Here is a 14,995-nt window from a genome sequence, read left to right on the forward strand (position 1 = left end):
CATTTTATGCGCGCGAGCGCTCCCGGCTGCAACCGCCGGTGCTCTCCCAGCATGTCTGCGACCTACAGGTCGTACCGTGACATGTCACGCTTGACGGTGTGACATCTCACAGTTCGAGGTTGACATGTCACGCTTCGCAGTGTGACATGCCGCGAAGTAATGTGTCGCGCCTCACGGTGGACAACCCATCGGCAAGCGCGTGGAACGCGATGGTTCGAGAGACCGCGCAGTCTCCGTGTCTCGCACACGGTCCCCCCTGCGCTCCGAGCGAGGCCGAGCAGCGGCGTCGAGCTTCCGGAACGCACCCGGTCGCTTTCTCGATCGAATCAACCAAGGAGAATGAAGACGTGAAATCCGCGAGACGCATCGTCCTGAAGGCTCTCATCCTGGCAGCCCCCGCGCTTTTCCTGGAGCGGAGCGCCCACGCTCAAGAAATGACCGATATGACAGAGGGCTGCCTCTCCCAGCTTCAAGCAGGGCTGCTGCTGCCCGACTACAATCTTGGCACGTTGTTCGGCAACGATTCGAGCTATGTCTTTCCCTTGGGGGAAGGCGCTCCAGGGTGCCTCGGCTATACCTGGATCGATTTCCGCAACGGCACAAACAACAAGGTAATGACGCCACACTACCTGACCAACGTGAACTCGTCGGCGTTTGACTGCCAGGACACGGCGCTCCTGTGGGGTCTCTACAAGAGATCTTGGATCGTGGGCCAGTCGCCGGGGCCGTGGTACTTCGTCAGCGGCGGCACCATGCGCGGAGAGCTCGTCAGCGGAACCTGCACCTACGATCCCTCGAATCCTCCATTCGGAGCTGGAGAGACGAGCACCGTGGTTACCCTCTCAAATCCTAATATCTTTTCGAGGTCGGAGTATCGGCTCGCGATCAAGGCCTGGCAGAACGACGATGTGAGCGCCGGCCATCCGGGGACATGGTGCGGGAGTTCAGCGCAGTGCAATCAAGGCGTTTCCGTGTCGTTCGACGCCCCGTAGTCCGGGCTCGGCCGGCCCTCCCCGGTGGCGGCGGCGCGCGCGGCGCGCGCGGCGCGCAGACCGCCCGAGCCTTCGCCTGGAGGCCGCCCAGCGGCTGATCAGGAGGCGGCGTCCCCTTGTCCCTTGTCCTGCCAGGGCGCACCTACATGTAGGTAATTTGGATCCAGATCGCCGGCCGGGTTACGCTGCAAGTTTCGTCGCGAAAAAGTTGTTCGTTCGGTTCGCGATGACGTACCCAGTCGAGCGCGTCCCCGGCCTCAATGGAATCGGGTGGGCGCCGAGCTCCCATCACGTCGACGCCGCCCCCTCAACGCCGGGAGGCGGGCATCCGCGCGGGCTCGGCCGTAGGACAGGCCACGTCTCTCGAACCATCTCAAGGAGGTTTCTGGTGTCAAAGGTAGTCGTCGTCACCTCGGGCAAAGGCGGAGTCGGCAAGACCACCACGACCGCAAACCTCGCGTCCGGCATCGCGGCCGTCGGTTGCAAGACGATCGCCATCGACTTCGACGTGGGGCTCCGCAACCTCGATCTCGTGATGGGGTGCGAGCGGCGCGTGGTCTACGATTTTGTCAACGTGATCCGCGGAGAGGCGACGCTCCGTCAGGCGGTGATCCGCGACAAGAGGCTCGATTCGCTCTACGTGCTCCCCGCGTCGCAGACGCGGGACAAGGACGCCCTCACGCTCGACGGCGTCGGGCGCATCCTTGACGAGCTGCGGGGCGCGGGCTTCGAGTACATCTTCTGCGACTCGCCGGCGGGCATCGAGTGGGGCGCGCAGATGGCGATGTATTTCGCCGACGAGGCGATCGTTGTGACGAACCCCGAGGTCTCCTCGGTGCGGGACTCGGACCGCGTGCTCGGCCTCCTGGACGCGAAGACCCGCAGGGCGGAGCTCGGCGAGGCGCCCGTGAAGACGCACCTCCTGCTCACGCGGTACGCGCCGGCGCGCGTCGCCAAGGGCGAGATGCTGGCGCACCAGGACGTGCTGGAGCTCCTCGGCATCCCGCTGCTCGGCGTGATCCCGGAGTCGCCGGCGGTGCTCCAGGCGTCGAACGCCGGGACGCCCGTTGTGCTCGATCCGACGAGCGACGCGGCGCAGGCCTACCTCGACGTGGTCCAGCGCTTCCTTGGCGCGGAGCGCCCCCACCGCTTCCTGGAGCCAGCGAAGAAGGGGTTCTTCAGCCGGATTTTTGGCGGCCAGGCGGCGACCGTCTGAGGGAGTTTTGCCATGTCGTTCATGGATTATTTCCGTAAGTCGCAGCCGAAGTCGGCGACCGTGGCGAAGGAGCGTCTGCAGATCATCGTGGCGCGCGAGCGCGTGCGCCCGACGGGCGAGCCGGACTACCTGCCGCGGCTCAAGCAGGAGCTGCTCCAGGTCATCTCGAAGTACGAGCGGATCGACCTGGACCAGGTGAGCGTGAACGTGGAGCGGAGCGGCGATTGCGACGTGCTCGAGCTGAACGTCGTGCTCTCCGAGTCGGAGCGGGCGGCCGTGCGCGCCGCCGCCGCGTCCCGGACGGGCGCCGCCGCCGCGCGGAACTGCTGACACGCGGCTCAGCCGCGCCTTCGTCCCCGCGGCGCGCCCTCCGCCATCGCGATCTCCCGCGCCCGCTCCGACGCCGCCCGGAGGAGCGGTCCGAAGAGATCCGCCGGAGAGCGCTCCTCGGTCCAGCCCGGCGGCGCGCCGAGCTGGGACAGGAGCGCCGCGTGCGCCGCGGGCGGCTCCAGCGCCACGTCGAGCGCCGGCGGCGCCTCGCGCCAGGCGTCGTAGTCCTTCGCCGCCATCTTGCCGGGCGTCACCGTCGCGATCGCCGGCGCGTCTCCGGCGCAGGGGGCGCCTTTGCCGGCGCCCGCTCGCTTGGCCCGCGCGCGGGCGCCCCGTGCGGCGCGGATCGCCTCGATCACCTGCTCGCGCGTGCGCCCGCGCAGCTCGAACAGCAGGAAGGGGTCCTTGTCGAACGCCTCCCCGAGCACGTAGTGCGTCGCCGCGACGTGCTTGCACGGGTTCGCCATGTCGGGGCACGAGCAGGCCGTGGTGAGGTCCTCCGGCCGCTCCGGGAACAAGCTCGTCCCGGCGCTCCGGAACGCGGTCTCGATGTCCTCCGGCATCTGGCCCGCGAGGAGCTCCGCCGCGAAGCTCGCCCGCTTCGCCATGGCGGCGATCGCCTTCGCCCAGGTGGCGTCGTCGAGCCGCGCGATCGTGAGGATCACCTTGTACGGCCTCGGCTGCGAGCCGGTCACGCGCGCGGTCACGAGGCCGGGCTTCACCGTGAGATCGTGCGTCCTCCCGGTGCGCGCGGTCCGTCGCCTGGTCCTCGACCGCGGGGTTCCACCAGCGATCGAAGTGGAACACGTGGCTCGCCGCCGTCAGGTTGAGCCCCGCGCCGCCGGCCTTCAGCGAGAGGACGAACACGCGCGGCCCCCGCGGATCGTCCTGGAACCGCCGCACCATCTCGTCGCGCGCGAGCCTCGGCGTGCCGCCGTGCAGGAAGAGGACCTCCGTGTCGAGCGAAGGCGCGAGGTGCCGGACCAGCCGGTCGCCCATCTCGCGGAACTGCGTGAACACGAGCGCGCGATCGCCCGCCGCGAGCGCCTCCTCGAGCATCTCGGTGAGCCGCGCGAGCTTGCCGGACCGGCCCGCGAGCGGCCCCGCCTCCCCGAGGCACTGCGCCGGGTGGTTGCAGATCTGCTTGAGCACCGTCAGCAGCGAGAGCACGAGCCCGCGCCGCTCGATGCCCTCGGCCTCCTCGATGCGGCGCATCGCCTCGTCGAGCGCGGCCTGGTAGAGCGTCACCTGCTCGCGCGTGAGCGTGCAGAAGACCCTGGCCTCGTCCTTCGGCGGAAGGTCCTGAAGCACGGCGGGATCGTTCTTGATGCGTCGCAGCAAGAACGGCCCGGCGACGCGCCGGAGCCGCTCCGCGGCCTTCCGGTCGCTGTAACGCTCGATGGGCACCGCGTAGGCGCGCCGGAACGCATCGAGCGGGCCGAGCAGGCCGGGGTTCGCGAACTCGAGGATCGACCAGAGCTCGGCGAGGCGGTTCTCGACGGGCGTTCCGGTCATCGCGACGCGGTGCGGGGCGCGGAGCGCGCGCGCGGCGCGGGCGGTGCGCGACGAGGCGTTCTTGATGTTCTGCGCCTCGTCCAGCACGACCGCCGCCCAGTCCACGCCGGCGAGCGCCGCGGCGTCGCGGCGGAGCAGGCCGTACGTGGTCAGGACGAGCCCGCCTGCCGCGCGGCGCGCGACGCCGTCGCCGCCCTCGGCGGGCCGCTCGCTCGCGCCGGACGCCCGCGACGCGAGCTCCTCGGCCGAGCGGGCGCGCCCCTCGCCGTAGTGCCGCACGAGGGGCAGGGCAGGGGCGAAGCGCGCCGCTTCCCGCTCCCAGTTGCCGACGACCGACGTCGGGGCGACGAGCAGCGTCGGGCGCGCGTCCTCGGGCGCCGCCGCCCGCCGGCCGACGAGGAACGCGAGCAGCTGGACGGTCTTGCCGAGGCCCATGTCGTCGGCCAGGCAGGCGCCCAGGCCGAGGCTCGCCATCGTCTGCAGCCAGGCGACGCCGCGGGCCTGGTACGGGCGCAGCGTCCCCACGAACCCCGCGGGCGGCGCGGCGGCGCGCTCGGCGCCCGAGCGGAGCCGCTCCATCGCGCGCGCGAGCGCGCCCTCGGCGACCACGGGGACGGCCAGGCCGTCGACGCGGGTCTCGCCCGCGAGCGCGCCCTCCAGCGCCTCGCGCGCCGAGGTGCGGCCGCCGCCGGCCTCGAGGCGCCGCGCTATCTCGGCGAGCTCCTCGGGGACCACGACCACCCACGCCCCGCGGTGCCGGACGAGCGGCGATTTCTGCCGCGCGAGGGCGGCGAGCTCGCGCGCGGAGAGCGCCTCGTCGCCGAGCGCCGCCTCCCACGCGAAATCGAGCGCCTCGTCGAGGCCGAGCCCGGCGCTGCCCGCGACGACGCCCGCGGTGGGGCGCGCCGCGCCGACGCGCATGCGGAGGCGCAGGCGGCGCTGCCCCGAGGCAAGGAGCTCGCCCGGAACGACCACGCCGAACCCGGCCTCGCCCAGCGCCGGCGCGGCCTGCGCGAGGAAGTCCCACGCCTCCGCGGGAGCGAGGTCCACGTGCTCCGGCCGCGCCTCGCCGAGGGCCCGGGCGATCGGCGCGAAGCGCCGCGCGGCGGCGCCGAGCGCGCCGAGGAGGACCTCCTCGGCGCCGGAGAACGCGCGCCCGAGCGCCTTCAGCGTGCGTCCCTGGGTCTTCCACACGTCGGCGGCGGGCACGAGCAGGCTGGGATCGTCGGTCGCCTGCAGCAGGAAGCGGAGCACGAAGCCGCGGTCGCCCTGGGGCAGCTCCAGCCGGAAGCAGGCGCGCAGCGCGTCGCACGCGCCGAGCGCGGGCCGGACCCATGCGTCGAGATCGGCCACGAGCGCGCGCTCGGCGAGCCCTTCCGCGGCGAAGGCGCGCCGCGGGCCCGTCAGGGCGAGCACCAGCCGGCGCTCCCACGGGGCGTGCGCCGGACGCGGCGCGCGCGCCGGGCGATCCGTGGCGCCCCCGCGCGCGAGCGCGTCGGCCGCGGCGTCCAGGAAGGCGCGCAGCAGGGCCTCGGCAGACCAGACCTCCGCGGCGGCGGCCGCGCGGGAGCGCCCGCGGCCCTCATGAGCGGGCGCGGCCTGCGCGCCCGCAGGCACCGCGTGCGCGGCGGGCGGCATGGCCCGGGCGAGCGCTGCGACGCGCGCCGCGTCCTCCGGGGCGGCGAGCGACACCGCCCAGCAGGCCTCTGTGCGCCCCCCTGCGGCGCCGGCCGGCACCACGCGGGGCACGACCCGCTCCCGCACCACGAGATCGAGCGCGAGCTTGCTCGCCAGGCTCCACGCGGCGACGGACGGCGGAGCTCGCCCGAGGTCGTCCTGGGCCATGCTGGCGAGCGCGGACAGGCCGTCGAGGAGCGCCGCGGCCTCTCCGGTCTTCCTCACGGCCCGGCCCGCCTCGGAGACCACGACCGCCGCCGCCGGGGTCGTCGCGCCGAGCGACCGGGCCGCGAGCTGATCCACGGCCGTGTCGTCCCAGAGGAAGAAGCGGAGATCGCCGGGCAGAAAGACGAGCGGCATCGACGCGCAGATCCATTGCACAGCCGGCGACGGCGAAAAGGGGGCTTCACGCGTCGTGAGCCAAAAAAGCGATGGGCCGGACGGGAGCGCTCCCGCTGAATCACCGGTGTGACCCATTGTCGGTCATGGCTGCGAATTGCCAGAATTAGTTTGAAACCTCTGATCGGGAGGGTTGGAGAACATCTCATGGAAAAAGATCATGGCTCGAAGGAATGGGCCTCGCAGCGTGCTGCGCTGGGAACGTGACGAGCTCGATCGGTCGGTTGACGCCGAGCGCGCGCAGGGGCGCCTGGGCCGCCCGGGCGCCGCGCGAGAGGCAGGCCGCCACGTGGTCCGCTTCGGTGGCCCGCTCGCCGTGCCGTGAGGCTCGCGGCATCCGTCTCGTGGTCGTGGACGCGCTTGAAGGCACACCGCCGGGTCGAGCGGAATGCTTCGTCAACATAATTCAAAGATGCTGGAAGGGGCCTTGTGCCCGTGGGCCCCGACGTTGTTCCAGGAGCTGAATGTTCCGTGACCGGGAGGCATCTGAGGCGGCGAAGGAGAGACGGAATGCAAACGAGCTGGTACCTGGGCGTTGCCCTGGCCTGCGCGGCGGTGGTGTTGCCTGCGGGGCAGGTCTGGGCCGATGGAACGCCGTCCTGGGAGCAGTTGCCCCCGATGATCACCCCGCGCAGCGGGCATACGGCCACGTTGCTCCAGGATGGCCGGGTGCTCGTGGCGGGAGGCCACGGCAGCGGCGGGACCGTGCTCCTCCGGGAGGTCGAGGTCTACGGCCCGACGAGCAAGACGTGGACGCCCGCAGCGCCGCTTCGCAGCCCGCTCCGCGACGTCGCCGCGACGGCCGTCCTGCCGAGCGGGCTGGCCCTCACGACGGACGGCGAGCATGTCGAGGTCTATTCTCCTGAGCTCGATCTGTGGAGCGCGGCGGCGCCCCTGACGCCGGCCCTCACTGCGCCCCGCGCCGTGACCCTCCCGAGCGGCAAGCTGTTGATGCTCGGCCGCGCGTCGGGCGCCCTCGCGGGCAGCATCTATGATGACTCCGCGGGCACGTGGACGCCCATCCGGTCGCTGAGCGGCATGACCGCCACGAGCGCGACGTTGCTCCGCGACGGCCGCGTGCTCGCGGCGGGCATCGGCCGCGGCAACATCTACGATCCAGAGACCGATTCCTGGACACCGGCCTCGGGGTATCTCGGCGGGGCCATGCAGTACCCCGCGACGCGGCTCGCCAGCGGCGACGTCCTCTTCGTGGGCGGATATCCGTTCGCGAACATGCACCCCTCGCAGCTTTACCTCCCCGAGGACAACCTCTGGGTGGCGATCCCGGGGCATGACCCGTTCTATGACCCGTATCCTGACTGCTACCCGCCCGAGGACTACGACATGGGCCTGGGCGTCTCGCCGCTTCCCAGCGGAAGCGTCCTCCTGACAGGAGGCATGGTGACGTACCTCTGCGGAATCCAGGACGAAAATGGCGCCTACTTGAACGAGTGGCGCTACAGCGAGTTCAGCGCCGCGCTGGAGCTGTATGATCCGGCGAAGGCTTTCTGGGTACCCCTCGAGGTGGAGCCGCCGGAGACGATGGCGCGCGGGTACCACACGGCGACGCGCCTCGACGACGGCAGCGTCCTGATCGCCGGCGGGCTCGTCGCGTCCGGCTCGCCCGGCGGCGTGCCGGTGCCGACGGGCTCCGCCCTGCTGTTCCACGAGCGCGCGCCGCTCGGCGCGGCCTGTCAGGCTGGCGGCGACTGCGCGAGCGGCTTCTGCGCGGATTCGGTCTGCTGCGATGCGGCCTGCGCCGGTCCGTGCGACGCGTGCGCGGCCTCGGCGGGCGCCACGAAGGACGGCGCCTGCACGCCGATCTCGGGCACGCCCTGTGACGACGCCGACGCGTGCCTCGAGGACGGCGTCTGCGAGGCGGGCACCTGCGCCGGCGGCGCCCCTGCGCCCGACGGCACCCCGTGCGACGACGCCGAGGTGTGCTCCGCGACGAGCGCGTGCGAGGCGGGCGCCTGCGTCGCGGCGAGCCCGGCGAGCTGCCAGCCGCCGGACGGCTGTCACGAGCCTCCCGCATGCGATCCTGCGCTCGGGTGCTCGGGGCCCGCGCCCGAGAAGCCGGACGGCGCGCGCTGCGATGTCGCGGGGACGCCGGATGCGTGGCAGGCCGCGGGGCGGATGCCGGACGAGATGAAGAGCGCGGGCATCGCCGCGGTGCTGCAGGACGGCACGGTGCTGGTCGTCGGGGTGGAGAGCAGCTCCCCCGTGCGCTGGAGGTGGATGCGCTACGACCCGAGCATGGACCAATGGCAGCTCATCGGGGGGGCTCCGCAGGTGCGGTCGATCGTGCACACCAAGCTGCTGCACGACGGCACGGTCCTCGTGATCAGCGGCGATCGCGTGGACCGGTTCAACCCGGCCACGGGAGCATGGGAGCAGGCCGCGTCCATGCTCCGGAAGCACAGTATCGGCACGGCGACGCTGCTCCAGGACGGCAGGGTGCTCGTCGCGGCCGGCAGCGACGAATCCGCGGAGGTGTATGACCCCACCACGAACGTCTGGACCCTGGTCGCGCCCCTGAATGTGCGGCGATTCCAGCACAGGGCGACGCTGCTCCAGGACGGCAGGGTGCTCGTCACGGGCGGCGGCAACCAGTCGGCGAGCGCGGAGGTGTATGACCCGGCGGCCGACGTCTGGACGCCTGTGGCTTCGATGAGCCAGGCACGCGCGGCGCATGCGGCCACGCTGCTCCAGGACGGCAGGGTGCTCGTGGTGGGGAGCAGCCCCGATGGCGTAGCCCTCACGACAGCCGAGCTCTATGATCCGGAGAGCGACACCTGGGCGCCAGCGGCGGAGATGGCCGCCCGGCGGTATGTCAATGCGACGGTGCTCCTTGCCGACGGCAGGGTGCTCGTGGCGGGTGAGCTGGAAGGCCCGTATTCGCTCGATTATACGGTTGAACTCTACGATCCGGCGAGGGACATCTGGTCGCCGGGGCCAGCCTTGAACATCCCGCTCACCCATGGCGCGGTGGCGCGGCTGGATGATGGCCGCGTTCTGATGGCGGGCGGCGCGCTCGGCAGTGTGTACTACCGGTCCCCCCTCGTGCACTTCTATGTTCCTGGGCAGGGCCCGAGCACAGGGGTGTGCCAGGCTGGCGTGTGCTTGCCGAGCGCAGGCGGAGAGGGTGGCGCCGACGGCAGCGGCGGTGCCACAAGCGGTGCCGGCGGCAGCGGCGGTGGCGTGAGCGGCAGCGGTGGCAGTGGCGATGCTACCAGCGGCGCTGGCGGTGACGCCAGCGGCAGCGGCGGTGGTGTGAGCGGCAGCGGTGGCAGTGGCGATGCTACCAGCGGCGCTGGCGGTGACGCCAGCGGCAGCGGCGGTGGCGTGAGCGGCACCGGCGACGCTACCAGCGGTGCTGGCGGCAGCGGGGGCGATGTCAGCGGAAGCGGCGCGAGTGGCAGCGGCGCTGGCGGCAGTGGCGGTGATGCCAGCGGTAGCGGCGATGGCGTAAGCGGCAGCGGCGGCAGCGGCGACGCTACCAGCGGTGCTGGCGGCAGCGGGGGCGATGTCAGCGGAAGCGGCGCGAGTGGCGGCGGAGGTGACGTGAGTGGCAGCGGCGGCGGCGATGCTGCCAGCGGCGGTGGCGTGAGCGGCAACGGCGGCGACGCCAGCGGTGCTGGCGGCAGCGACGGCACCACGAGCACGAGCGCCGGCGCCAACAGCGGGACGGGCGAGGGGGGGAGCGCTGACGGAACCGGCGCGCAGAGCGGCGCTGGCGGCGGCTCGCCCGGCAGCGGCAGCGGTGGTTGGCATTGCCAGATGGGGCCCGGAATCCAGGGGACACCCTCATGGCTCGTCCTCGCCGGGGGGCTCGCTGCCCTGCGCGTGCGCCGGCGCTCTCCGAGGATCCGCGGCGCTGCGTGAACCGCTCGCGCAGCCCGACGTGACGTCCGGTCGACCAACGCGCCCGGCCGAGCGAATTCCAAATACGTTCACGGCCCCCCGGAGATTATGGGGGATGGAGCCGTGGCAAACTCGGGCATCCGAGGGCGTTCCGAATGGCACGCCGCGCGACTCCGTCCATTGAGGCGGGAAAAATACGACCATGTCAAAGCGCATGAACCGAAGAATTTTCCTCCGGGGGCTGGGCGGAGCTTGCGTCGCGGCGCCGTTCCTCGGCTCGATCCTCGACCGCTCCGTCATGGCGCAGCCGGCCACGCAACCGAAGCGTCTGATCGTGATGTTCACGCCCTATGGCTGCATCACGACAAGGTGGTTCCCGAAGAAGTCGCACGGCCCGCTCACCGCCGCGGACCTCCAGTCGACGACGCTCAAGCACCTGGCGCCTCACGCCGACAAGCTCCTCATGCCCCGCGGCATCCGCGCGATGAACGAGTGGACGGCGACGCTGGCGCGGGGGCAGGGGAACGATCCTCACACGCAGGTGGTCGGGTCGTACTTCACTTGCCAGCCGGTCACTCCCAACAGCGACGACCCGTTCAGCTTCGACTCCGCGACGAAGTTCAACGCCAAACCGACCGGTCCCTCGCTGGACCACGTCATCGCACGACAGCTCAGCCCGCAAGGCACTCCGTTGCTCTTGAACACGGCTGGTCAGAATGAAAGCCCTCAGTCGGCGATCTCCTACTCCGCCGCCGAGACCCCCTTCAGGGGCCTCAACGCGTCGCAGGTCTTCAGCAGCCTCACGGGCATCTTCGAGCCGGGGGAGCCGACGTCTCCGGACACCTATGCGGCGATGCGCGGCAAGAGCGTCCTCGACATCGTGAAGGATGATCTGCAGAGGCTCGAGCGATTCGACATGAGCCGTGCCGACAAGCAGAAGCTCGCATCCTGGAAGGAGCTCATCCACTCGACAGGAAATGGGGTGGCTTCTGCGCAGTGCAACACGGCCCTCGCCACGGCGCTCGGCGCGACGCAAGAAAACATCAACCTGTGGAGCACGCCCACGAGCACCGACAGGCAGACGCGTCGAATCTCGGACACTCTGGACGGAGCGGACCTCTGCTCGAACCTCGCCGTGCTCGCGGCGGCGTGCAACGCGAACCCCGTCATCTTCCTGAAATACCCCGGGAACTACGTCTTCAGTGGGCTCGGCGTGAACCACGAGAGCGCCAGTCTCTCGCGTCGCCTGGACAATGCGGGCATGACGGGCACCTGCGTCCCGGGGGCGATCGACATGCTCCTCACGATCGACGACTACTATGCGAGGAAGTTCGCCCACCTCGTCGAGCAGCTGAGCCGTATCGAGGAGGGCGACGGGACGCTCCTCGACAGCTGCGCGGCCGTCTGGTTCCAGGACGTGTCGGACGGCTGCGCCCGCAACCTCAACAACCTGCCGATCATCCAGGCCGGCAGCGCCGGCGGCTATTTCAAGACCGGCTGGGCCGTGAACGTCGAAGATGGCTCGCCCGATCTCACGACCGGCAACAGCGAGTTCACGTGTTCCGAAGGCACCTCGAACCAGGTCGACGCGATCTCCCAGGAGACGGGGACCGATCCGTCGCTCGCCAACGCGCCGATCAACAAGTACTTCTGCAGCTTGATGAACGCCCTCGGGGTCAAGGCAGGCGCGGATGGTTTCCCGGCACCGGGCGGTTCGGGGCCGGTGACCCACTTCGGCATGTACGACCGGACGGAGGACTTCATCGGCGGCGGGGTCAATCCCCCGATCATCCACGATCCAGGCGAGTTCACGGCGCTCAAGGCGAACTCCTGAGCGGTCTCGCTCCCGGGCCTGTCGGCCCGGGGCGGCGCGGCTGCTCGAGATGTCCCCGTCGGCGAGGGGGGTGTTATGCTCGCGCGCGTCGAGAAGGCGCGGCGCGGCGCCGTGCCGGGAGGTCGCTGGATGTCATCTGTCAGGGGTTTCACCCTCGAGCTGTCTCGGATCGAGTACGTCGGGCAAGGCCTTGTCCGGCCGGAGTGCGTGATCGTCGAGCCCGGCGGCACCCTCTGGACCTCGGACGCTCGCGGCATCGCGACGCGCATCGAGCCCGATGGCAGGCAGGCGACCCTCGGCCCGGAGGTGCCCGAGCCGAACGGCATGGCGATGGATCGGCAGGGCAACCTCATCGTCGCCAGCATGTCCGGCGGCAAGATCCACAAGCTCCACCGCGACGGCCGGTCCGAGGTCCTCCTCGACTCCGTCGACGGCAAGCCGCTCGGCGCCGTGAACTTCTGCTTCATCGACTCGCGGGATCGCCTCTGGATCTCCGTCACGACACGGCAACTCCCGTGGTGGCCCGCGGTCGCGGGCAGCATCCGCGACGGGTACATCGTGCTCGTCGACGAGAAGGGCGCCCGCATCGTGGCCGACGGCCTCAGCTTGACGAACGAGGTGCGCCTCGACGCCGCCGAGCGGTTCCTGTACGCCGTCGAGACCGTCCCCGGCCGCCTCCTCCGGTTCCCGGTGCGCGACGACGGCAGCCTCGGCGATCCCGAGCAGTTCGGGCCCGATAGCCTCGGCATCGGCGGGTACATGGATGGTTTCGCCTTCGACGCCGAGGGCAACCTCTGGGTGGTGGCCGTCTGTCGCAACGGCCTCGGGGTGATCTTCCCCGACGGCAGCTACCAGACCGTCTTCGAGGATCCGCGCCCCGCCGTCCTCGAGACGATGACCCTGAAGCAGAGGAACGGCGCCATCGAGCCGGCCGATCTCGGCGCCTGCGCGGGAAACACCCTGCAGCTGCCCACGAGCATCGCGTTCGGCGGCCCCGATCTCCGCACGTGTTACATGGGGTCGCTGGCGATGCCCCACCTCCTCACGTTCCGCGCGCCCGTCGCGGGGCTCCCGCTCTCGCACATGCGGTGATCGCGCCCTGGCCGCGCACCGCGCCTGCTGCAAAATTCTCAGGCTGCGACCGCGCATGGTCGTGGTTGGCTCTGACTGGCATTGACGCGAAATCGGAGTGAGCTCACCCTCGCGGCATGAAGAGGTCATGGTGGGTGGCCGTGCTCGCCTCGATGGCGCTCGTGTCGGCGTGCGGGGGCAGGATCGAGGCGACCTCGTCCGACCTGCCGGCGGACGGAGGCGAGGTCGGGTCGACCACCGCGGGCGCCGGCGGCGGTGCCAGCGTCGCATCGAGCTCTGTCGGGGGGGACGGGGGCGGCGGCGTGGGCGAGAGCTCCGCCGTCAGCACCACGAGCACGTCGAGCGCCGGGGGGGCCCCTGGCACAGGCGGTCAAGGCGCGGGCGGTGCGCCGGAGGAGCCGGAGACGGGCGCGGGCGGGGCCGAGCAGGGGTGTGATCCCAACCGCGTGTACCACGACTCCTGGGGTGCCACGCGCCAGAAGGATATCGAGGGCCTGCGCGGCGTCGCCGTGCTCGAAGGCTCGCTCTACATCAGCCATGACGCTGTCGACCTGTCACCGCTCTCGTGCCTGACGACCATCGAGGGCGAGCTCGTGATCTCCGAGACCGATCGGTTGGTCGGCCTGGACGGCCTCGGCTCCCTCACCGACATCGGGGAGAGTCTTACGGTGATGGAGAACTCCTCGCTCCGCAGCCTCGGCGGGCTTCAGCGCCTGGAGAGGGTCGGGCAAGCCGTCAACATCTCTGGCAACCCGCTCCTGGAGAGCCTCGCCGGCGCCGGGGTACCCGCCCGCCTGTGGCTGGTCTACGGCAACGGATCGCTCGAGTCCATGGCAGGCCTCGAGCGCGTCGAGGGGGGTGATCTCCGGATCGAGGACAACGATCGGCTCGCGACGCTGGACGGGCTGAACAACCTGCGCTGGGGGCAGCTCACCCTCCTCGACAACGACGCGCTGACCAGCCTCGAGGGCCTCGACGGCGTCGATGATCTCGAGATGCTCCGCATCTCCGAGAACGATGGACTCGTCAGCTTGCAAGGCATCGAGCGCCTCGAGACGATCCACACACTCACGCTGACGAACAACCGGCGACTGAGCTCGCTGCGCGGCCTCGATGGCCTGGTTCGCGCGACCACCATCGAGATCTCGTTGAACGATCGGCTCGTCGACCTGACCGGGCTCGCGGCGCTCGAGACCGTCGAAGGGCTCTCCGTCAACAGCAACGCCGCGCTGGTGAGCCTGGAAGGCCTGCAATCGCTCCGCGGCGTCACGCACCTCACCGTCGAATCGAACCCCGAGCTGGTGCGCGTCGAGGCGCTCGCGCACTATCCCTCGAATCCGGAGATCGTTCCTTCGCTCTTCCTCTCGAACAACCCCAAGGTCGCCAGGATCGACATCGGCGGGATGACGCGCCTGGGTTGGCTGTCCGTCGATGCGTGTAACTCCCTGACGGACCTGTCCGACTTCGCCGGCGTCACGGAGCTGACGTATCTCGGCGTGTTCCAGAACGCCAGGCTCGCGAGCCTCTCGGGGCTCGAACGGCTCGCTCATGTCGATTCTCTGGGGATCGAAGCCAATCCTCGGCTCACGAGCCTGCGGCCGCTGGCCGGCCTCCTCGAGATGCCAGCCGAACTCTCTATCAGCAACAACCCCGCGCTCACCAGCCTCGACGGGCTCGGCTCGTCGAGCACGGGCGGCAGCGCCTCCGAGAGGGTGTGGATCAAAGGCAACGGCGCGCTCGTCGACATCGGCGCTTTGCGCAGCCTGGTCCGCGTGAGCTACCTCGCCATCGAGGAGAATGAGGTGTTGCCCGGGCTGACCGGACTGGAGAACGTGTCGGCGATCTTCGACCTCAGGATCTCGCGGAACCCGTCGCTCGCGACGCTTCGCGGCGTGGGGGCTCGAACGATCAGCGATTCGCTCACGATCACCGAAAATGAGAGCTTGCCTCGATGCGAGGTCGAGGCGCTCCTGGAGCGCCTCGACGAGCCGCCTCTCGGCGTGTACGAGGAGAACAACGGCGCCGGCGCCTGCTCGCCCTGAGCCCGAGGTTCGCAGCCATCGAGGGCTCGGGCGC

9 protein-coding genes and 1 pseudogene are annotated in these 14,995 nt (G+C 70.6%); 8 read left to right on the top strand and 2 right to left on the bottom strand.

Annotated elements, in window-relative coordinates:
• Window positions 1-347: 347 nt before the first annotated feature.
• From WMF46_RS18475 to minE, 3 genes are all read left to right on the top strand, one after another.
• Window positions 348-992, top strand: a complete 645-nt coding sequence (locus WMF46_RS18475; RefSeq protein WP_437986812.1) for a hypothetical protein — start codon at window positions 348-350, stop codon at window positions 990-992.
• Window positions 993-1,380: 388 nt separating this feature from the next.
• On the top strand, window positions 1,381-2,208 hold the full coding sequence (gene minD, locus WMF46_RS18480) for a septum site-determining protein MinD (protein ID WP_437986813.1): 828 nt from the start codon (window positions 1,381-1,383) through the stop codon (window positions 2,206-2,208).
• A 12-nt stretch (window positions 2,209-2,220) separates the two neighbouring features.
• Entirely contained in the window at window positions 2,221-2,538 is a 318-nt protein-coding gene (gene minE, locus WMF46_RS18485) for a cell division topological specificity factor MinE (RefSeq protein WP_437986814.1), read from the top strand.
• Between the two features lie 8 nt (window positions 2,539-2,546).
• On the opposite strand, the gene WMF46_RS18490 is transcribed toward minE, so the two are convergent.
• Both WMF46_RS18490 and WMF46_RS18495 read right to left on the bottom strand, forming a co-directional pair.
• Window positions 2,547-3,146, bottom strand: coding sequence for an SWIM zinc finger family protein (locus tag WMF46_RS18490; RefSeq protein WP_437987909.1), 600 nt, complete (start codon window positions 3,144-3,146; stop codon window positions 2,547-2,549).
• Between the two features lie 133 nt (window positions 3,147-3,279).
• Window positions 3,280-6,090: pseudogene (locus WMF46_RS18495) on the bottom strand (DEAD/DEAH box helicase); the annotation flags it as partial.
• Window positions 6,091-6,289: 199 nt separating this feature from the next.
• On the opposite strand from WMF46_RS18495, the gene WMF46_RS18500 reads away from it, so the two are divergent.
• From WMF46_RS18500 to WMF46_RS18520, 5 genes are all read left to right on the top strand, one after another.
• On the top strand, window positions 6,290-6,454 hold the full coding sequence (locus WMF46_RS18500; protein ID WP_437986815.1) for a hypothetical protein: 165 nt from the start codon (window positions 6,290-6,292) through the stop codon (window positions 6,452-6,454).
• 185 nt (window positions 6,455-6,639) lie between these two features.
• Window positions 6,640-10,014, top strand: a complete 3,375-nt coding sequence (locus WMF46_RS18505) for a kelch repeat-containing protein (RefSeq protein ID WP_437986816.1) — start codon at window positions 6,640-6,642, stop codon at window positions 10,012-10,014.
• Between the two features lie 193 nt (window positions 10,015-10,207).
• The gene (locus tag WMF46_RS18510; RefSeq protein WP_437986817.1) at window positions 10,208-11,827 is read left to right on the top strand and encodes a DUF1552 domain-containing protein; all 1,620 of its coding nucleotides are present in this window, start codon (window positions 10,208-10,210) and stop codon (window positions 11,825-11,827) included.
• Between the two features lie 129 nt (window positions 11,828-11,956).
• Window positions 11,957-12,919, top strand: coding sequence for an SMP-30/gluconolactonase/LRE family protein (locus tag WMF46_RS18515; RefSeq protein ID WP_437986818.1), 963 nt, complete (start codon window positions 11,957-11,959; stop codon window positions 12,917-12,919).
• A 116-nt stretch (window positions 12,920-13,035) separates the two neighbouring features.
• Window positions 13,036-14,961, top strand: a complete 1,926-nt coding sequence (locus WMF46_RS18520; RefSeq protein WP_437986819.1) for a leucine-rich repeat domain-containing protein — start codon at window positions 13,036-13,038, stop codon at window positions 14,959-14,961.
• Window positions 14,962-14,995: the final 34 nt, after the last annotated feature.

The organism is Sorangium sp. So ce117 (assembly GCF_051524395.1).
Classification (GTDB): Bacteria; Myxococcota_A; Polyangia; order Polyangiales; family Polyangiaceae; genus Sorangium; species Sorangium cellulosum_B.